The sequence below is a fragment of the Ruegeria sp. AD11(2025) genome (assembly GCF_056542405.1).
The window spans coordinates 72,043-90,300 of record NZ_JBQFZU010000014.1; the positions used below are offsets into that span (position 1 = coordinate 72,043).

The following is an 18,258-nucleotide window of genomic DNA, read 5'->3' on the forward strand; positions in this document are numbered from 1 at the left end:
CCCGATCATGACCACTTACCGTGAAATAATCCGGCCCCACTTTATACCGCGCCTATTCAAAGTTGCATTGCCGGATGTGCGGTTCGGCACGACTTCAAGACCTAATCTGCAGCTCTGTTCGAAGAACGTCCTGGTGGCGTCTGATATCGCCCTGCCCCAAACCCACCGACCCGGAGCCCGACCATGCCTGTCGAAACGTTTGATTACATCGTCGTAGGGGCTGGCACCGCCGGTTGCCTGCTTGCCAATCGCCTCAGCAAGGACCCGTCGAACAGAGTGCTGTTGCTGGAAGCCGGTAAAAAGGACACCTACCCCTGGATTCACATCCCGGTCGGCTATCTGTACTGCATCGGTAATCCTCGTACCGATTGGCTGTATCGGACCGAGCCAGACAAAGGCCTGAACGGCCGCGCGCTACTCTATCCACGCGGCAGGACATTGGGCGGCTGTTCCTCAATCAACGGCATGATCTACATGCGCGGTCAGGCGCGGGACTATGACAACTGGGCCAAGTTAAGTGGAGAGGAAGACTGGAGCTGGGAAAACTCGGTCCCGGACTTCAAGGCACATGAAAACCACTACAAGCTGGACAATGGCGCCGATCCGGAAACCGGCAACAACAGCCGGTTTTCGGACCTGCATGGGCATGGCGGCGAATGGCGCGTAGAAAAGCAGCGTCTGCGCTGGGATGTGCTGGATGCCTTTGCCAACGCCGCAGTCGAGGCGGGAATTGAACCGACCGATGACTTTAATTCGGGCGACAATGCCGGGGTTGGTTATTTCGATGTGAACCAGAAATCAGGTTGGCGATGGAGCACCTCGAAAGGTTTCCTCCGCCCCGCGAAAGCGCGCCAGAACCTGGCAATCTGGACCGAAGCGCAGGTCGAGCGCCTGACCTTCGATACTGCCCCCGATGGCGCAACCCGCTGCTCCGGCGCGTTAGTGCACTGCGCGGGGCATTCGGTGACCGTGTGTGCCTCCACCGAGGTCATCCTGTCGGCAGGTGCCATCAACTCGCCACAGATTCTGCAGTTGTCAGGTATCGGCAATGCCGAGTTTCTGAAGTCCCACGGCATTGAGGTGGTGCTGAACGCGCCCGCTGTTGGAGAAAACCTGCAGGACCACCTGCAGATCCGCGCAGTGTTCAAGGTAGACGGAACCAAAACCCTCAATACGCTGGCAAACAGCCTTTTAGGCAAGGCCAGGATCGGTCTGCAATATGCCCTGCAACGCTCTGGTCCGATGAGCATGTCGCCCAGTCAGTTGGGGGCCTTCACTCGGTCCGACCCGTCCCGCGCTCATCCTAACTTGGAATATCACGTCCAACCGCTGAGCCTTGAAGCCTTTGGCGAAGATCTGCACGATTTCCCGGCCATCACCGTCAGCGTCTGCAACCTGAACCCGACCAGCCGTGGCCTCGTTCGCATCCGGTCGAACAAATACACCGACGCGCCGATGATCACGCCGAACTATCTGGCCACCAAGGATGACCGCAAGGTCGCTGCCGACAGCCTGCGCCAAGTGCGCGAGATCATGTCCAAACCGGCGATGCAGAAATACAGTCCGCAGGAATGGAAGCCGGGTGTTCAGTTCCAGACCGATGAAGAACTGGCAAATCTGGCCGGTGACATCGCCAACACCATCTTTCACCCTGTAGGCACGGCAAAGATGGGACACGAGGACGATCCGACCGCGGTGGTCGATCCCTATCTGAAGGTCAAAGGCATCAAGGGGCTGCGCGTAGTTGACGCTAGCATCATGCCCGAGATCACCAGCGGCAACACCAACGCCCCGACCCTGATGATCGCGGAAAAGGCCGCACGCTGGATTCTGGACAGTCGGTAACCCAACCACACAGTGGCCTCGGGTTCTTGGGCGGATCCGGGTCTTGTGTCAAATCAGCGGCCAAGAACCATGGAACGGCAGGGACAGTGCGCATGCTGTTCCGATTGTCCTCTGGACTGCCGCTTGTCGGTGTCAAAGCCACCGGCCTTGCTCAGTAAACTGTAGGTTCCCGCCACGGTCGGGGCGCAGCAGATCAGAGAGCGACGCCCCACTTTGGAAAAGCCCGGCCAATGCTAGCTGATCCGCAACAAACTGATCCTCAAACATGATCAGGTCGATGCCATTCGGTTCAGGTATCGGCCTATCTCACACAGAAAACTTGCCAGATATGCAGGTTTTAGGGCATATTTGTATGGATTTAATAAGTTCAAATTCATACAAATGAATTTCTTGAGGCTGAACCGAGCGGCGGGCGCTTTGCGCCCGAGACCACCTGTGGGGGAAGGAAGTTGGTTTTGGCTTGGTTGAGACTGTTACTCGTTTTTTGTTGTGTTTTGCTGCTGCCATCGCAGGTTTTAGCTGAAATCGGGAAAGTCATAGGCGTCAAACAAGGCGCACTCATCACGCGCGCTGGGAAAACCCAACCGTTGCAGGCTGGAATGGGAGTTGCTTCTGGCGATTCCATTTCAACCGACCGTAGCGGTGTGGTTCAGCTTGTTTTCGTTGACGAAACCAAGATTGCCATCGGTCCGAACGCACGCATGATGCTGGATGTGACAATGCTGCGCGGCAACCGAAAGGCCAAGAATTTCGCGGTTCAGGCATTGGGTGGCAGTTTTCGGTTTATCTCCGGCAAGAGCAAAAAGCGCGCCTATTCCATCAACACTCCGACCGCGACAATGGCGGTGCGGGGCACAACCTTCGACCTTTGGGTCGTTCCCGGCACTCAAAGTGCCATGCTGGTTTTGCAGGGACGGGTAGAAATGTGCGGCCAGAACGGCAATTGCCGTGAAGCCGGGCGCCAGTGCAGCCTTCTGGCAACGACACAAGCCGGCAGTATTGGTCGCCCTGTCGATCAGGAAAGCTATGACAAGGCACTGAAAAAGGGGTTTCCCTTCGTTCAGTCGCAGGAACAGCTGCTGGCACCTTTGCAAGTAGACTTCAGAGGTTGCGGAACAGATACACTGCCACCGCCACCTCAACGGTCCGAGGCGCGGGAAACCAGTCCCGAGCGCGGCGAAACAGGCGGTGTTGAAAGCGCCGCGGCTGCGGAGTCGCGCAGTGAAACTCCGTCCGGGCAAAGCGTCGGTCAGGGGAATGGTGGCAACATCGGCAGCAATACCGGCAGCGGCAACGGCAATGGCGGCAATATCGGACCCAGCAGCGGCAGCGGGGATGGGCGCGGTGGTTCGATCGGTGGTGGCTCGGGCAGCGGTGGTCCGGGAAGCGGCGGCACAATCGGTGGCGGCGACACCGGAGGATTCGGGGGCGCTCCCGGCGGCGGTGGCGCCGGTGGGAATGGCGGTAACAGCGGCAGCTGAAGATATAATGGCACCGCTAGATGACACCAGTTCAGGCGATGTCGTGGCGGCACCCGCACGTTCAGGGATGACCATGGCATTCGGAGGCTAACGTGACCGGAAAGCCCAGGGAAAGAACGGGGCGACGGCGAGCCTTTCAGTTTGTGGGGCTCGGACTGATTCTGTTTGGATGTTTCATAAGGGTGCTCGATCCTTACCCGGTGCGAATGACGCGGCTGATTTATTTTGACCTTTTGCAACGCATTTCGCCGCGGGAATACAACCCCGACCTTCCAGTTCGCGTAGTGGATATTGACGAACGGTCGCTGGCTAACTGGGGGCAATGGCCCTGGCCCAGAACCCTGCTTGCTCAGATGGTCAATAACCTGGGCGAATACGGCGCTGCCTCCATCGCCTTTGACATGCTGTTCATTGAGCCCGACAGGTTCTCACCCACACGCCTGCTGAACGATCCTGCTCTTGCTGGCGTGGTTTCGGTGGACCATCATGCCTCGAAACTGGACAACGACGTGCTGTTCGCGCTGGAAATCGCCAACTGGCCAGTGGTTTTGGGTGCCGCGGCCCGGCAATCCGGCGACGGGCGGGCCGTCACGCCCCACGCCGGCATCATAGAAATCGGGGAAACGCCAACTGCGGGGCTGGTCACGGTTCCTCATTGGACACCGCCTGCGCCGCCGCTGGATCGCAGCGCAGCAGGTGTCGGCGGGGTCAACGTTTCACCTCTGGGCGGCATGGGCATCATACGCCGCGTTCCCATCCTGTGGGGCGGCCCGGACGGAACGCTGCCGGGGCTGGGCGTCGAGGCACTCAGGGTCGCATTGGACGAGCCCATCATCATTGCCGAGGGTACACCGGACGAAGCTGGTATCATGTTGGCGGTCGAGATCGGAGAGTTCCGACTGCCCACCACGGAAAACGGCGAAGTCTGGGTCCGGTACAGACGTGACAATCCGGATTTGTACCTGTCGGCGGACGATATCATGCAAGACCCGGATAACCCCGCTCTGCGCGCAGAAATCGAAGGTCACATCATATTGGTCGGCACCTCAGCTGCGGGACTGTTCGACATGCACCAGACGGCGCTGGGTGAATCCGTTCCGGGAGTGTCGATCCACGCGCAAATCCTGGAGCAAATTCTGACCGGCGAAATGATGAGCCGCTCGGATGTGACCGCCGCCCTTGAATTGCTGTCCTTCGTCACTCTGGGCATCGTGGTCACGGCTGTCATGGCCCGGTTCGGCGCGGTTGCCTCGTTCGTGGCGGGTGGCGCCTCGGCGGCGGTTGTTCTCGGCATCAGTTGGCTGGCCTTCCAGAACCAGCTGATCTTGTTCGATGTCACTTTTCCGTTGATGGGTGGCATGGCCAATTTCGGCCTTCTCGCGGGCTATCTGTTCATTTCGACAGAGCGCGAAAAGCGGGTGATCCGGCAGATCTTTTCTCACTATGTCGCACCCGAAATCCTGGATGAGATGGAGGGGACGGGCCATCAACTGCAACTGGGAGGGGAAACGCAGGATATCACTGTGATGTTTTCCGATATTCGAGGCTTCACCCCGCTGTCCGAGTCGATTTCGGCCACGGATCTTGTCGCCCTGCTAAACCAGTTGTTTTCACAGATCGGGGATCAGATCCTGCTGGAACGAGGCACCATCGACAAGTTCATAGGCGATGCGGTGATGGCCTTTTGGAACGCGCCGCTGCCAGTCGAGGACCACCCTTGCCGCGCAGCACAGGCGGCGCTGCTGATGCGGCAGGCGCTGATCGAATTCAATGCGTCGGACGCCATGACTGGGCGGCCACCGATAGCCCTTGCCACGGGCTGCGCTACCGGTCGGGCCTGTGTCGGCAATATCGGGTCCAAACGTCGGTTCAACTACACCGTGATCGGGGATGTGGTGAACGTCGCCGCGCGGATCGAACAAAGCTGCCGCCATGTCGAATATGACATTCTGGTTTCCTTTTCGGTTTACGAAAAAACCAGGCACGACATGGCCATGCTGGAGGCCGGGTTTGTCGACCTGAAAGGACGAACCGATCTGGAGCCTGTATTTGTCCTGGTTGGCGACAAATCCATGCTGAACACGCCCGCGTTTCAAAGGCTGGAAGCAACCCACAAGAAACTGATTGAGGCCATTCGGGGTCGTCAGCCACCGGATCAGGTCGAGGCGATCTGCGAAGATTGCATAGCGCAGGCGCGTCACATCGAACCCGGCCTGCTGAATTTCTACGGTGCGCTCTCTGGCCGAGCGGCAGACTTCAGGTCCGAGTTCCAGTCCAGCCAGTTGATTTTCAGCCACCACGAGCGCGAAAGCACGTCCTCAGCGTGACAAGCATAGAACACACAGCCATGCTTGCCCGCCAGGCAAGATGCATAAGACCACCCAGGGCCGGGTGCATTCCTGCTTTCAACGTTGCCCTAATCGACGGCTCGTTCCCCGGAAGCCTTCATTCTTCGGCGGGCGCGCAGGACCCCAGATAGCGGCGAACAGTTTCGGCCATCCCGAATGTCAAAGCATCGCAGAACAGCGCATGGCCGATAGAGACCTCTGTAATCGACGGGATACGGGTAATCAGCTTGCGCGTCCCGCCAACCGTCAGATCGTGACCCGCATTGACCTGCAGGCCCTGCCACTTGGCTGCGGCTGCGGCTTCGGCCAGACGTTCAAGTTCCCGATCTTCAGCAACGGGATCGCTGTGGGCGCCACCAAACGGGCCAGTATAAAGCTCGACCCGATCCGCCCCTGTCTGGGCTGCAGGACCCATATGTGTCGCGTCCGGGTCGCTAAACAGCGACGCGCGATGGCCGTTTCTCTTAAGCCCGGCAACCACCTCTGCCAGCATCGCGCCCTGTGTCTCGTAATCCCAGCCATGGTCGCTTGTCGCCTGCGTGGGATCATCCGGCACAAGCGTCACCTGATCCGCGCGAACCTCTTGAACAAGCGACAGGAACCGGGGATCGGGATAGCCTTCGACATTCAGCTCCCGGTCCGAAAACTCTGCATCAAGCAGCACCCGCAGCGCCCGTACATCTCCGGGTCGGGTATGGCGTTCGTCTGGCCGGGGGTGCACGGTCACACCCGCAGCACCTGCAGCTAGGGCGATCCGGGCCAGATCCACCACATCCGGCCATGGGTGTTCGCGCCGGTTTCGAAGCAAGGCAGCAACGTTCAGATTCACCGAAAGGTCTGTCATGTCACTGCCCTACAACTGAAAAGACTGCACATGCGCGGGCATCGGGATGCCGTCGATGTTGCGGGGATCGGGGATCGGGTCTCCGACCTTGGTGCTGACGGGAATGACCCCGGCCCAGATCGGCAGGCCGTAATCCTCTTCCTCATCCTTGGGCCCACCGGTGCGAATCTTGGCGCTGCCTTCGGAAATCTCCATGCCCAGCACCATGGTCGCCTTCAGATCCTGCGCATAATCCGGCCGCAGGCCTTCATAGCGCCCGGGAAACAAGCCGTTCACAAACCGGGCAAGCTTTTTCAGTTTTTCCGCAGGGTCTTCGATCTTGAATGCCGACCCGAACAGCGTAACCGACCGCGAATTGACCGAATGGTGCATTCCGGACCGGGCCAGCACAAAGCCATCAAGGATCGCCACCGAAAGACACACCTGCGCGTCGCGCGCGTTGCGCAGCGCGCGACTGGCCGAAGAGCCGTGCCAATAGACATGGTTGTCTTCACGCCACTGCAGCGTCGGCGTGACAAATGGCTTGCCATCAATCACGTATCCCACGCTGCACATGGGCTGCGCGTCCAGAATTTGGTTGATCGTGGCGCGGTCGAAATGCCCCCGCTCGTGCGATCTGCGTAGGCGCGTTCTGTCGGTTATATCCAGTGTCTCGTTCATATTCATAGCTCGGGTTTGTTCTTGCTATGACCGTAATGCCCGGATATTGGGTGTTGGCAAATGACCAATTTTGAATCTTTTTCTAAGGCCAATTTGCACCGCGACCTGTTCGCGATTTCGCTGGATGCGTCGCTGAAGACGTCATTGCAGGCCCAGTTGCTGGATGCGTTGCGGCGCGTTGTCTCCAAGTCGCCGAACCTGGTCGGCGCGCGGCTGCCCGCCAGCCGGACCCTGGCGTCCGAGCTTTCGATCTCGCGCACCACGGTTCAGGCGGTCTTTGACCAGATGATCAGCGAAGGATATCTGGTCACCCGGCAAGGCAGCGGAACCTTTGTTGCCAGCGAAATCACCCACCTGTCGCAGCCACAGCCAATTTCCCGTCCGGCTGGTCCCGTAACCGCGGAATGGCGCCCCTTCCAAACCGGGCTGCCCGATCAAACCCTATTACCGCACCGGCAATGGGCCCGCCATCTTGAACGCGCATGGCGCAGCCCGGCACCCGAGCTTTTGACGCGCCCGGATCCTCTGGGCTGGTATCCGCTACGCGAAGCGATTTCGGACCACCTTTCCGCGTGGCGTCATTTGAACTGTGATCCCGGTCAGGTGGTCATCACCTCGGGTGCACGCGAGGCTTTCGAGGTGATTTTCTATGGTCTGCTTGGTGCAGGCAAACATGTTGCGATCGAGGATCCCTGCTGGCCCAAATTGCACACGATCCTTGCCGACACGGGCAACAGTGCCCGTCCCGTCCGTATCGATCGGGACGGGCTGGACGTGGCCAGAATTCCGCAGGGCATACATGCCACGATCGTTACCCCCTCGCGGCACTATCCTACGGGTGTGAGCCTACCCCTGTCCCGCCGGGTTGCTCTGCTGGATTGGGCGCGGCAAACCGGAGCGGCAGTGATAGAAGATGACTATGACAGCGAGTTCCGATATCGCGGGCAACCTTTGCCGTCCCTCTCGGGTCTGGACGGCCTGACGAACACGATTTACCTCGGCAGCTTTTCGAAACTGGTCAGCCCCGCGCTGAGGATCGGGTACCTAGTTGTTCCCAAGAGATTTTTACACAACACCCTGGCCTATCTTGGCCGCGTCGGTCCGCGCGCCTCGTTGATCCCGCAACCCGCTTTGGCAGCGTTCATGAACAGCGGAGAGTTTGCGATGCACCTGCGACGGATGCGGCGGGTCTATGCACGGCGTCAGAGCCACTTGCTTGAAGCGCTGTCCCCGGTAGCGGGCCTTCTGAATCTTCAGCCTGACTCCTCGGGAATGCACTTGTGCCTGTCGCCAAAGGCACCGCTGGTTGACCGAATGTCGGATCTTGAGATAGGCAAACTTGCCGAGCAAAACGGTCTGCGCGTCAACGCCTTGTCAGCCCACTGCGTTCTGCCCGAAAAACTGCAAGGCTTGTTGCTTGGATATGCGGCTTTTGACGAGGACACGCTCTCGGACGCGGCAGATCGATTGATCACCCTCCTTCGCACACACGCCTGAACTGTCGTGAAAAGCAGCCGCCAGAACCGCTCCAGCACATGGTGTAGCTTTACACCAGCGCCGGAGAAACGTGATATCATGAAAGCACAATAAGTACTTTCGTTATTTGGAAACGCGGAGACTGTGAGGGGGAGATTCACCTGCTTCGACAGTCTTTCTGCTTGTTAACGTTGATATCCGTCTCAAGTAAGGAAAGGCTGAATGCCGCTTTCAAAGACAAAGCTGCTCCAACTCATCCTTGGAACTGGTGGATGGAATTCAACATTAAAGATGTCCTTGAACGCCACGCTAAACGTAGCAGAACGAATTTATATGTGAAGCGATCTCTGGTTGGGTGGTCCACTCGTCTGCGGATCAAACTCACCATCACTTCAATCCTCCTGATAGCCGCAACTGATCGCGCGTAGAGAGCGATTGCGGCGATCCCACAACAGCAAATGCAGCGAACTGAACAAGAGTCCGTATTGTTTGGAGCGCTAGTCCTGCGAAGACAACGCCTCCTGTACACGCGCCCTCAGGAAGCCGATGACCTTTTGTGTGGTCGCGATGTCTTCAGTCGAAAGACCTTTGGACAGTTCGTTCACCCATGGAACTTGCAGCGCGATAGCGGCATCGAACAGTTTTTGACCTTCTGACGTTAGCGTAACGAGTTGCGCGCGCTTGTGATGCGGGTTTGGTCGAAACTCTATGATTCCTTCCTTTTCCATCTCATTGACGATGCGCTGAACACCCTGGCGATGAACCCCCATCGTCCGAGCATGCCATGCGACAGATTCGGGGCGCTCCGCATAGGCGATCGCCCCAAGGATCTGCCAGCGCGCGCTGGTTAGTCCAAGATCAGCCACCAGACGATCTCCAGCCAGCTGCAATCTGCCATTCAGTCGAAACACGTCCAGGATTAGCGCCGTCACCGCCTCTCCGGCCTCTGTCCATTGTTCGTTTGCCATGCGAGCAATCTGGCCTGTTGACAACATATAGTCAATATGATTAATGAAAAAGAAACGACAACATGTCACCAAATAGGACACCCACTCACGGAGCAAGACACATGGTCAACTTCAAATCTCTGGATCCCGAGTTTCCAATTGAACAGCAATTGAGCGTCGAAGCCGGACCTGTTGTTTTGGTCAACCTGTTCACAGTGGATACGGCAGATCAGGGTGCTTTGGTTGAAGCCTGGAAAGAGGATGCGCTCTGGATGAAAAAGCAGCCGGGTTACATCAGCACGCAGCTGCACAAGGCCATCGGCGAAAGCAGCATGTTTTTGAATTACGCCGTTTGGGATTCTGTGGATGACTTCCGCGCGGCATTTTTGAACCCAGAGTTTCAGAATGCGCTCAGTCATTACCCATCCAGCGCAGTAACCGCACCGCATCTCTTTGAAAAAATTGCTGTGCCCAACTGCTGCACGGCCTGACGGACACCTAATCAAAAACTGATCAGAGGATGCAAAGATGAAAACACGCATTCACGCAATAGCAGGCGGAATCGGCTTCCTGATGATCCTTCTCTTCTGGACGTCCACGGCAATCAGTGAGCTATTTGCGAGCCACGCGACGGTCGCAGCTGTTAAGGGTTTGATCCTCAAAGGCATGTTCATCCTGATCCCGGCAATGGTAATTGCGGGCGGATCGGGCACTGTGATGGGTAAGAACCGAACGGATGCCAAGGCGGTCGCAAAGAAGAAACGAATGCCCATCATTGCGATGAATGGGCTTCTGGTCCTGTTGCCATCAGCATGGTTTCTGGCAGGCAAAGCTACCGCGGGCGAGTTCGATACCGTCTTCTACACGGTTCAGGCGGTCGAGCTGATCGCTGGAGCCGCAAACCTGAGCATGATGGGTCTCAATATTCGCGATGGCCTTACCATGACAGGGCGTATCGGTGGCCCGCGCGCGGCATCCACGAACCTGCAAAAGCTGGTAATAGAAGAGCGCCCCGCAGGGCCGTTGGTAGCCAAATCCGTTCCACGGCTCACCAACTATGATGGTCAGGAGCTTGACGCGGGCTCTGTTGTTGCCTTGTGTCGCTGCGGGCAATCGAAGAAGAAACCCTATTGCGACGGGTCGCACAGTGAATTTGGCTTTTCCTCGGAACCCTCACCGGACCGCACTCCCGATGGCGTAAAAGTCTTCGAGGGTGAGCAGCTTGATATCCACTACAACCGCTTGCTCTGCTCACACGCGGGAGTATGTGGAGCGACATTGAAAACCGTTTTCGACACCAAGCGAGACCCCTGGATCGCGCCTGACAATGCAACCCCGGATGACATCAGGGGTGTGATTGGGGCGTGTCCCTCCGGGGCGCTGTCCTGGAGTGAACCGGGCGGATCACCACAACACATCACGCATGACGCGCCCGGGATCACAATCGAAAAAGACGGGCCCTATCGTGTGACACAGATCCGACTGGCCTCAGGTGTTCAAGTCCAGGCGGCTTCCATGGAAAAGTATGTCCTGTGTCGGTGCGGTGCCTAAAAAACAAACCTTTTTGTGACGGGTCGCATGCCGATATCGGTTGGACCGGCTGAATCGAACTCCAAACTTCTCTTAACCTATAGGCCTTAGGAGCTGTACCTTTGAAAAAGCACTGATTGCTTGCGCTGCCAGTCTCTTGATCTCAACACCGTCCCATGTGGAAACAAACAATATCGGAACGGGTCAGGAGCTGGCAAAGCTCATTTTCGCCTCCAGTGAAAGCAATCACAGAGGGCTGACCGATATGGGACAAATCACTGCCTTTGGGAAAGACCTATTCGTCTCCATGGATGGCAATGATGATGGCGGCATTGCATTCGAGGGGCTCAAGGAGCGGGACTTCGGTTTTGAATCTATTGCCGAGGACGTAGGGCAGCGGCATATCTATGACACCGCTTAGAAAATGCTGTTTGCGGTCTGGGACCGTGACAGTAGTGGCCGGATCAACAACTCGGAATTCAACAAGTCGATGATCGCCGACTTCCGAAACGCAGACATCAATGATGATGCGTTTCTCGGCGAAGATGAACTTTTGCAGGGATACAACGCCAACCGTGCTTGCCGCGCGGCGGGTACTGGCAAATAGACCTCTGGGAACTAATCCACAGCATTTTGGGTGATCGAACCTCTTCACCCACCCTCTGCAGCACGGAAATCAAAAGCTCACGTATGAAATATGGAACGGTGACTGTCACCATTCATTGGCTGAGCGCGCTATTGATCCTGCCTCAATTGGGATCGGGTTTTCGGGCTGCACTCATGCTTGATAGCGCCGCGAAGGAAGCGATTTCTAATCTCCATGCGCCATTGGGGCTCGCCATCCTTGTGTTTACGGAATTTTTTGCTCGCTTGGTGGAAGTTCGCAGACCGCAAGCCAGATCCAGTTGCCGGTGACCCGACTAGGCAGATTTTCGTCGGCAAAGCGGTTCATGCGCTGTTTTACATCGTCATTCTCGGCATGGTGGCCAGCGGCATCAGCTTGATGATAACCTCTGTTGCTGGAGAGATCCTTTTTTGGGAGTCCACAGCACCGCATCCCGATTCTTCCAACTGCCACCACGTGTGCCACACGGGATGTGCGCAAGGCTGATGGTTGGCTTGCTTGTGATTCATGCAGGAGCGGCGCTCTACCACCAGTTTGTCAAGAAGGACGGCGCGCTCGCACGGATGTGGCACAACGCAAAATGAAACAGGCCTCTCCCCCTCGAGAACTTTTTCGAGACAACAACAACGGAATGTGAGCAGCCTCAGCTGACTGATCCAAGTTGATTGTCGGTGCATTCTCGGCCTGTGATCCATCGGAGTGATTGTTTCGGCGGCTGGCGGGCGATAGCCCGGTGCACTGTGTGGGCGTTTTGTGTTGTAGTGTCTCCTCCATTGTTCGATCAGGATTTGAGCTTCGCTTAGGCTGTGGAAGATCTCACTGTTGAGCCGCGCGTCCTTGAAGCCGCGCCGCTGCACTTGACGATGTGTGCAACGGCAGGTCTGGGTCGGTGATGTTTTGAGGTTGATCGGGGATTTTGTCCGTCATAGCGTGTTGTGCATGTCAAAGTTCATCCATCATGTCGTCCTCGAGCGTCACAGTGCTCATCGCAGAAAGCGTTTTGCCGGATAGCAGGCCTCCATTTGCACACTTTCTAGCAATACACTTTGGAGACCTCAGATGACTGAATTTACTGATATCCCGGTGCTTGATCTGGCGCCACTGATTAATGGCGAAGACACATCCAGCCTTACCTTAGATTTTGCCAAAACCTACGGCGAGACCGGTTTTGGCTATGTTGTCAATCACGGCGTGGATCCTGCCTTACGTGCCGCCGTGTTTGCCGCCTCAAAGAAGTTTCATGCGCTGCCTGAGAGCGAAAAGCAGACAATCACGCTTGATAAATGCCACCGCGGTTACATCGCCATTAATACCTCTACGGATGTGAATTCCGACCTTGCCAAAGTAACCAAACCAAACCAATCCGGGTCGTTCATGATGATGCGCGAGGACTCAGAGATTGACCCCGAAGTATACCTGTCTGGGCCAAACCAGTGGCCGGATCTGGAAGGGTTTCGTGAGGCGTGTGAGGCCTATGCCGAGGCGATGACCGTGTTGGGGCACAAACTAATGGCGTTGGCATTGGACGCGATCGGTGTGACGGATCGCTCGTTCCTTGCTGCATTTGAAACACCAACGATCTGGTTACGTCTGCTCCACTATCCGCCGCAACCTCCGCAAGCGCCCGATGATATGTTTGGATCCGCACCGCACAGGGATTTTGGATGCTTGACTTTACTCGCACAAGACGATGTTGGCGGGTTGCAAGTGCAGACACCTGCCGGTCTTTGGGTGGATGCACCACCAATCGAAGATGCATTCGTGGTCAATGTCGGTGATATGCTGCACCGCCTGTCCAACGGAAAGCTCTTGTCCACCCCGCACCGGGTGATCAATTCAACCGGACGAGAGCGCTATTCCGTGCCGTTCTTTTACGATCCTCATGTCTCTGCGGAAATTGCGCCTCTCCCGCACACAGGCAATGCAAGGTTTGGCCCACTGAACTTTGGAGAATTTTTGAGGAACGAACTGGAAGCCAGTTATGATGCGCATCAGACCAACCAGTCGTAACCATAGAATGCACACAGAAGGCGGCGGGGCAGCGCAGAAAATGATAAACACGTTGTGGTGAGGATCCTCAGTGTTTTGGCGCATGATGAAGGCGGTGCTTATCCTTCCGGGAACAGCGCTGATCTATATCCCGATTTTGATCCAATGGTACAGCGACCGTTGGCCATTCGACGAAAGCACGGGGACGCGCCTGCATTGGGCAGTGGCAGCGTTTTTGGCTTTCCCTGCGCTTGCTTTGGCTGTCAACACGATGAAACTGTTTGTTCTGGAGGGGGATGGAACTCCGGCGCCGTGGGATCCACCCCAAAGATTTGTAGTCAGCGGGCCTTATCGCCATGTTCGCAATCCCATGCTTTCATCGGTCGTTCTTTTGATAGTGGCGGAAGCAGTGGCTCTGGACAGCCCGCTCTTGCTCGGTTGGGCAATCACGTTTTTTTTCCTAAATACAATTTACTTCAAATTCGTGGAGGTACCGGGACTAGAGCGACGCTTTGGCGAGGAATACTTACGGTACAAGGCGGCAGTGCCACGATGGGTTCCCATGTTAAGTCCGTATGAGTCCCCAGACGCCGACGGCAAGTGAAACGTAAGTTGTATGCACTGAATGTTAACTAGTTCATACTGTGGATTCACGGCCATCGCGAACAACTGAATTAAAGAGCCGCGCCGCAGCATAGTTGAGATGAGACGAATGTCGGGAACAGACCGTCCACAACATTAGCCGTGTGACCGAATTGCAATGGGTGCTGGAATTGCAGCTGCATCGCTGATTTCAGCACCAAGAAATTTAAGTAAGCCGTCCGACTTCGACTTCCCGAGCACGCCTTGAATTGCGTGCAGGTGAGCAGATTCTGGACTTCTATGTAACGTTGGTGCGCTGTATCGAGTAAGCACCTTAGCGCCATCTGATCCAATTTGTGTCTAAAACAGAAGGTCCTCAACGAGCTGTGAGATCAATTGGCTTTTGCCAGACACTCCCGCCTTTCTGTAAATCGCAGTACATTGAGCCTTAACGGTTCCAATTCGGGTTTGTCTCAGATTGGCGATTTCAGACATAGACATCCCTTTCAGAACAAGCCACGCGATCTCTGTTTCCGCGCCAGTCAAGCCGAGCTTCTCGAAATACGCCTCTACCACGGTCGTGAACTCGCCGGACGTGATCCGGCGGGCCGTTTCGGCCCGGTGTGTCGCTTTTTGGGCCACGAGCGCAAGCCGGACACCCAGAAATGCGCCAAGTATCAGCCCGATACTGGCGCCTGCTTCGACAAGCTCTCGCACATTCCAACGTAGCGGAACCGATGGGATACCCAAAATTGATGCCAGAATTTCCCACAGGAAATACGCACCACACAGGCACTGGATAAGGACAAGGGTCCATACGACCCATGCGCGGTTCATCATGCGCGGCACCGTGCGCAGGTCAATTCCGTTTCAGCAGGTTGTCTCATGCCGGATCACCCACCGTTTTTACCGGGGCCGCCATGTCCGCCACCCCCTTTTGGACCGCCGGATTTGCCAGCCCCTTTGGGGCCATCGGATTTGCCAGCCCCTTTGGAACCGCCATGCGCATTTGGTTCTCTCGGCTGAACACGTTCGTTTGGTTCATTGGCTGGCGGTTCAGCACGCTCGTCGCCGTGCGATTCCTTCGAGAACCTTTGATCTCGCAATACCTCTCCGGACGTACGGTTCAGCACCACCTCGCGCAGTTCATTCTGATCGCTCGCGGTGATGACGATGCGGCCCAGCCAAGACCGTTTCACTTCGTCAACCGTGTAACCTTCGGCCTCAATCCGCGCGATGACATCATCAGCAACGGATACCTGCGCCTGCGCCGGCGAGTGCAGGAGCATGACCATCGCGAGGCTTGCGAGGATATGTGATCTACGCATCAAAAGTTCCCATACCTTTGCATTTTGGCTAAGTGGTTACCGCGCACCGTGTCAACCGGTGCGCGGTAGCTTTGTGTTACCCGCGAGGACCGCCTCGACCGCCGTGGCCGCCACGACCTTCGCCGCCGCGACCTCCACGACCTTCGCCACTGCCGCCCCTTTCGCCAGAGTCAGCCGTCTCGCTGCCGGATTCCGCACTTCGGCCTTCACTGTCGTGCCCGCCTCGCCCAGCAGGGATTCCTTGTTCGGCCAGTTGATCGCCGATGTTCCGCCGATCTTCGGGGCTCAGGCTTGAGTGGTCGATATCCCCCAGCGCTACGGTTTCGCCGGTTGAAGGGTCGACGACCTCTACCTCTGAAATATCAATGGCGTTCCGATCACGGCCTCGGGGCTGGACTCCCTGTTCTTTCAGCTGATCCCGAATATCGGCACGTTCTTCCTCGGACAATGCTTCGAAATCCACTTCGGACTGTTCGACGGTTTGGCCTGTACTCGGGTCAACAACCGAGATGCTTTTGGCAAGTAGCGGCTGGAACGACACTGCGGTGATAAGGGCAGCTAGGATCAACGGGCTGTGAGGGAGTGAGAGAGTACGCATGTTTTTTCTTCCTGTTTGTAAGATTTAACGCGGCTTGGATTGGTGCCGTGAAGCCTAGATGCAGTGAAAACTTCGATCGGAATACTGGACGCGAGCCTGATTTTTGGCCGAATAAGCCAAAGTCGCAGACCCGCGTAGCATGGCCGAAATGCGCAGGATCGACGCGTTCAGAATACGTTCTTCACGATGAGAATTTCAGTGTCAGACGTCCATATGACTTTGGCTTAGAACGTCCTTTCGCAGCCTGGGTTCAATGGTTTTCTGATCGGAAAACATGCCAACCAAGTCCCTTCAGCCGTCACTACAAGACGAACCTCGCGACCGAGAAGTGGACACGAAATGCGACCAAGCACCCTGAGCTTTATTATGGCAAGCCTGATGCCTTTGACGGCCTATGCAGAGGAGGAACCTGCGCCCGTCGATCAGCACGAGTTATCGCGCATGATACAGAACGGAAAGGTAACCAAGGCGTTTCTGGAGGCCTTTGAGGCGGGGGACGAACTGACCGAATTCAGCTTTGACACAGCGCGCGGGGTCGGTGCTAATATCGGCGAAGGCCGTCTTTTTACGCGTATTCCGCGGGCTGATCTCGCCGACCCATCAGAGTGGGCTTCGCATTTTCCAAAGCGCGAAGGAGGGGCTAACGCGACATCTTGTATTGCCTGTCACAACGCACCGATTGCCAATGGGGCCGGTGACGTTGCAGTCAACGTGCTTGTGGATCCCGCGCATTCGGGCGACGCAACCAGATATCTTGAAAGAAATACACTCCCCCTGTTTGCACTTGGTATCCCTCAGCGACTTGCAGAAGAAATTAGCGCGGACCTTTATCAACAGCGAGATGCAGCCCATCAGGTTGCCTGCACTTCGGGTCGCGCCTCAATTCTGTTAGAGTCCAAAGGTGTAGACTATGGAACGTTGACACTGACGCGTACTTCTCAAGACCCCTGTTCCGTCGACACGGATTCCAGCGGATTGAGTGGCATCGACCCGGACCTCGTGATCAAACCGTTTGGATGGAAAGGTAATCATGCAACGATCAGAGCATTCACGAGGAATGCTGCGCACAACGAACTGGGACTACAGGCCGTCGAGCTTGTCGGAGACCGGGATGGCGACTTCGATGGTGTGGTGAATGAGTTGACCGTTGGCGATGTGACGGCGCTTACAATATACCTGGCAGCCCTCGAACGGCCAGTAACCAAGATTGAACTGGCCGATCTGGGGTTGATCGACCTTTCTGAGTCCGAAAGAACCGATATTCTGGCAGGAGAGGCGCTATTCGCTCAAACCGGCTGCACCAGTTGTCACACGCCAGCGATGAGCCTTCGGGACACAACGTTCAAAGAACCCAGCGAAATTCCGGGTTTCTACGATGTCAGGTTTCCAGATGGATCTGACCCGAATACTCATGGCTTGAACGTCGTCAGTGCAATCACATTCAATCTGGCCGGAGATCAACCCAACAACTCGATTAAGCTGCTGGACGGTTCAATCCACCATCTAGGTGCTATGGGGCAGAATGCCGAAGGTGAGCCAGTGGCCCGATGGTACACAGATTTCAAACGACACGATATGGGATCCGACTTGGCAGATCCCGATGACCCTCTTGGGTTGGGGGCATCTATGTTTCTGACGCGATCACTGGCGGGTGTCGGGGCAACTGGACCCTGGTTACACGATGGCCGGGCGACCACATTGCAAGAAGCAATAACGAGTCATGCGGGTGAAGCCTCAGACAGCGCCACTGTCTACAACCACCTCAGCGAAAGCGAACAAACTAAAATCGTCGCCTTTCTGGAGAATCTAACAATATATAAGACGGTCGAAGAATAAGTGCTGGTTGAGAGAAGTTGAACGTCGGATTTGGCCGGTGCCGTGTGAATTCTAGCTTCCCAGATATTGCGCGTTCAGTGAACGTCTGGAAGGCGGGCAGCGATTGCTTCATGAATGTGTGGCGGCCCGTGTCATCAGATTTCAACAGCTTCTGCAACCACAAGTGCGC

At 56.4% G+C, this 18,258-nt stretch carries 19 protein-coding genes and 1 pseudogene; 13 read left to right on the top strand and 7 right to left on the bottom strand.

Annotated features, from left to right (window positions below; translation table 11 throughout):
- The first annotated feature begins 183 nt into the window (after positions 1 to 183).
- The 3 genes from ACR1XY_RS14635 to ACR1XY_RS14645 all read left to right on the top strand — a co-directional run bounded on the left by ACR1XY_RS14635 (position 184) and on the right by ACR1XY_RS14645 (position 5,653).
- On the top strand, positions 184 to 1,845 hold the full coding sequence (locus ACR1XY_RS14635) for a GMC family oxidoreductase (protein WP_480594350.1): 1,662 nt from the start codon (positions 184 to 186) through the stop codon (positions 1,843 to 1,845).
- A 599-nt stretch (positions 1,846 to 2,444) separates the two neighbouring features.
- A complete protein-coding gene (locus tag ACR1XY_RS14640) occupies positions 2,445 to 3,326 on the top strand; it encodes a FecR family protein (protein WP_480594351.1) in 882 nt (293 codons plus the stop codon).
- Between the two features lie 206 nt (positions 3,327 to 3,532).
- Positions 3,533 to 5,653, top strand: coding sequence for a CHASE2 domain-containing protein (locus ACR1XY_RS14645; RefSeq protein WP_480594352.1), 2,121 nt, complete (start codon positions 3,533 to 3,535; stop codon positions 5,651 to 5,653).
- A gap of 118 nt (positions 5,654 to 5,771) precedes the next feature.
- Here the strand turns inward: ACR1XY_RS14645 and ACR1XY_RS14650 are convergent, their stop codons facing one another.
- Both ACR1XY_RS14650 and ACR1XY_RS14655 read right to left on the bottom strand, forming a co-directional pair.
- Positions 5,772 to 6,518: a pyridoxine 5'-phosphate synthase gene (locus tag ACR1XY_RS14650; protein WP_480594353.1), complete on the bottom strand. Its 747-nt coding sequence runs from the start codon at positions 6,516 to 6,518 to the stop codon at positions 5,772 to 5,774.
- A 9-nt stretch (positions 6,519 to 6,527) separates the two neighbouring features.
- On the bottom strand, positions 6,528 to 7,178 hold the full coding sequence (locus tag ACR1XY_RS14655) for a pyridoxamine 5'-phosphate oxidase family protein (protein ID WP_480594354.1): 651 nt from the start codon (positions 7,176 to 7,178) through the stop codon (positions 6,528 to 6,530).
- Between the two features lie 60 nt (positions 7,179 to 7,238).
- Here ACR1XY_RS14655 and pdxR point away from each other — a divergent pair, with 60 nt between their 5' ends.
- Positions 7,239 to 8,675 (top strand): MocR-like pyridoxine biosynthesis transcription factor PdxR, encoded by a 1,437-nt coding sequence (gene pdxR / locus ACR1XY_RS14660; RefSeq protein WP_480594355.1) that lies wholly within the window; start codon positions 7,239 to 7,241, stop codon positions 8,673 to 8,675.
- 476 nt (positions 8,676 to 9,151) lie between these two features.
- On the opposite strand, the gene ACR1XY_RS14665 is transcribed toward pdxR, so the two are convergent.
- Positions 9,152 to 9,622, bottom strand: coding sequence for a MarR family winged helix-turn-helix transcriptional regulator (locus tag ACR1XY_RS14665; protein WP_480594356.1), 471 nt, complete (start codon positions 9,620 to 9,622; stop codon positions 9,152 to 9,154).
- A 149-nt stretch (positions 9,623 to 9,771) separates the two neighbouring features.
- On the opposite strand from ACR1XY_RS14665, the gene ACR1XY_RS14670 reads away from it, so the two are divergent.
- From ACR1XY_RS14670 to ACR1XY_RS14695, 6 genes are all read left to right on the top strand, one after another.
- Positions 9,772 to 10,092: an antibiotic biosynthesis monooxygenase family protein gene (locus ACR1XY_RS14670; protein WP_480594357.1), complete on the top strand. Its 321-nt coding sequence runs from the start codon at positions 9,772 to 9,774 to the stop codon at positions 10,090 to 10,092.
- 37 nt (positions 10,093 to 10,129) lie between these two features.
- Positions 10,130 to 11,152, top strand: a complete 1,023-nt coding sequence (locus ACR1XY_RS14675; protein ID WP_480594358.1) for a (4Fe-4S)-binding protein — start codon at positions 10,130 to 10,132, stop codon at positions 11,150 to 11,152.
- Positions 11,153 to 11,396: 244 nt separating this feature from the next.
- A complete protein-coding gene (locus ACR1XY_RS14680; RefSeq protein ID WP_480594359.1) occupies positions 11,397 to 11,552 on the top strand; it encodes a hypothetical protein in 156 nt (51 codons plus the stop codon).
- 3 nt (positions 11,553 to 11,555) lie between these two features.
- A complete protein-coding gene (locus ACR1XY_RS14685; protein WP_480594360.1) occupies positions 11,556 to 11,738 on the top strand; it encodes a hypothetical protein in 183 nt (60 codons plus the stop codon).
- An 83-nt stretch (positions 11,739 to 11,821) separates the two neighbouring features.
- The gene (locus ACR1XY_RS14690; RefSeq protein ID WP_480594361.1) at positions 11,822 to 12,046 is read left to right on the top strand and encodes a cytochrome b/b6 domain-containing protein; all 225 of its coding nucleotides are present in this window, start codon (positions 11,822 to 11,824) and stop codon (positions 12,044 to 12,046) included.
- Between the two features lie 168 nt (positions 12,047 to 12,214).
- Positions 12,215 to 12,340: a cytochrome b/b6 domain-containing protein gene (locus tag ACR1XY_RS14695; RefSeq protein WP_480594385.1), complete on the top strand. Its 126-nt coding sequence runs from the start codon at positions 12,215 to 12,217 to the stop codon at positions 12,338 to 12,340.
- Between the two features lie 111 nt (positions 12,341 to 12,451).
- Here the strand turns inward: ACR1XY_RS14695 and ACR1XY_RS14700 are convergent.
- Positions 12,452 to 12,595, bottom strand: a pseudogene (locus tag ACR1XY_RS14700) (integrase core domain-containing protein); the annotation flags it as partial.
- Between the two features lie 220 nt (positions 12,596 to 12,815).
- Here ACR1XY_RS14700 and ACR1XY_RS14705 point away from each other — a divergent pair.
- Together ACR1XY_RS14705 and ACR1XY_RS14710 are read left to right on the top strand one after the other, a co-directional pair.
- Positions 12,816 to 13,766: an isopenicillin N synthase family dioxygenase gene (locus ACR1XY_RS14705; RefSeq protein ID WP_480594362.1), complete on the top strand. Its 951-nt coding sequence runs from the start codon at positions 12,816 to 12,818 to the stop codon at positions 13,764 to 13,766.
- Between the two features lie 70 nt (positions 13,767 to 13,836).
- On the top strand, positions 13,837 to 14,349 hold the full coding sequence (locus tag ACR1XY_RS14710) for a methyltransferase family protein (protein ID WP_480594363.1): 513 nt from the start codon (positions 13,837 to 13,839) through the stop codon (positions 14,347 to 14,349).
- Between the two features lie 338 nt (positions 14,350 to 14,687).
- Here the strand turns inward: ACR1XY_RS14710 and ACR1XY_RS14715 are convergent, their stop codons facing one another.
- From ACR1XY_RS14715 to ACR1XY_RS14725, 3 genes are all read right to left on the bottom strand, one after another.
- Complete coding sequence (locus ACR1XY_RS14715; protein WP_480594364.1) at positions 14,688 to 15,167, bottom strand: helix-turn-helix transcriptional regulator; 480 nt, start codon at positions 15,165 to 15,167, stop codon at positions 14,688 to 14,690.
- A 53-nt stretch (positions 15,168 to 15,220) separates the two neighbouring features.
- Positions 15,221 to 15,655, bottom strand: a complete 435-nt coding sequence (locus tag ACR1XY_RS14720; RefSeq protein WP_480594365.1) for a hypothetical protein — start codon at positions 15,653 to 15,655, stop codon at positions 15,221 to 15,223.
- A gap of 76 nt (positions 15,656 to 15,731) precedes the next feature.
- A complete protein-coding gene (locus ACR1XY_RS14725) occupies positions 15,732 to 16,253 on the bottom strand; it encodes a hypothetical protein (protein ID WP_480594366.1) in 522 nt (173 codons plus the stop codon).
- Positions 16,254 to 16,592: 339 nt separating this feature from the next.
- On the opposite strand from ACR1XY_RS14725, the gene ACR1XY_RS14730 reads away from it, so the two are divergent.
- Positions 16,593 to 18,089, top strand: coding sequence for a di-heme oxidoredictase family protein (locus tag ACR1XY_RS14730; RefSeq protein ID WP_480594367.1), 1,497 nt, complete (start codon positions 16,593 to 16,595; stop codon positions 18,087 to 18,089).
- Positions 18,090 to 18,258: the final 169 nt, after the last annotated feature.

What these genes read in the sequence shown, in the direction of transcription:
- ACR1XY_RS14635 (WP_480594350.1), top strand. Translation starts at nt 184, where the DNA reads ATGCCTGTCGAAACGTTTGATTACATCGTCGTAGGGGCTGGCACCGCC.
- ACR1XY_RS14640 (WP_480594351.1), top strand. Translation starts at nt 2,445, where the DNA reads ATGGGAGTTGCTTCTGGCGATTCCATTTCAACCGACCGTAGCGGTGTG.
- ACR1XY_RS14645 (WP_480594352.1), top strand. Translation starts at nt 3,533, where the DNA reads ATGACGCGGCTGATTTATTTTGACCTTTTGCAACGCATTTCGCCGCGG.
- ACR1XY_RS14650 (WP_480594353.1), bottom strand. Translation starts at nt 6,518, where the DNA reads ATGACAGACCTTTCGGTGAATCTGAACGTTGCTGCCTTGCTTCGAAAC.
- ACR1XY_RS14655 (WP_480594354.1), bottom strand. Translation starts at nt 7,178, where the DNA reads ATGAACGAGACACTGGATATAACCGACAGAACGCGCCTACGCAGATCG.
- pdxR (WP_480594355.1), top strand. Translation starts at nt 7,239, where the DNA reads ATGACCAATTTTGAATCTTTTTCTAAGGCCAATTTGCACCGCGACCTG.
- ACR1XY_RS14665 (WP_480594356.1), bottom strand. Translation starts at nt 9,622, where the DNA reads ATGGCAAACGAACAATGGACAGAGGCCGGAGAGGCGGTGACGGCGCTA.
- ACR1XY_RS14675 (WP_480594358.1), top strand. Translation starts at nt 10,130, where the DNA reads ATGAAAACACGCATTCACGCAATAGCAGGCGGAATCGGCTTCCTGATG.
- ACR1XY_RS14680 (WP_480594359.1), top strand. Translation starts at nt 11,397, where the DNA reads ATGGGACAAATCACTGCCTTTGGGAAAGACCTATTCGTCTCCATGGAT.
- ACR1XY_RS14685 (WP_480594360.1), top strand. Translation starts at nt 11,556, where the DNA reads ATGCTGTTTGCGGTCTGGGACCGTGACAGTAGTGGCCGGATCAACAAC.
- ACR1XY_RS14690 (WP_480594361.1), top strand. Translation starts at nt 11,822, where the DNA reads ATGAAATATGGAACGGTGACTGTCACCATTCATTGGCTGAGCGCGCTA.
- ACR1XY_RS14705 (WP_480594362.1), top strand. Translation starts at nt 12,816, where the DNA reads ATGACTGAATTTACTGATATCCCGGTGCTTGATCTGGCGCCACTGATT.
- ACR1XY_RS14715 (WP_480594364.1), bottom strand. Translation starts at nt 15,167, where the DNA reads ATGATGAACCGCGCATGGGTCGTATGGACCCTTGTCCTTATCCAGTGC.
- ACR1XY_RS14720 (WP_480594365.1), bottom strand. Translation starts at nt 15,655, where the DNA reads ATGCGTAGATCACATATCCTCGCAAGCCTCGCGATGGTCATGCTCCTG.
- ACR1XY_RS14725 (WP_480594366.1), bottom strand. Translation starts at nt 16,253, where the DNA reads ATGCGTACTCTCTCACTCCCTCACAGCCCGTTGATCCTAGCTGCCCTT.
- ACR1XY_RS14730 (WP_480594367.1), top strand. Translation starts at nt 16,593, where the DNA reads ATGCGACCAAGCACCCTGAGCTTTATTATGGCAAGCCTGATGCCTTTG.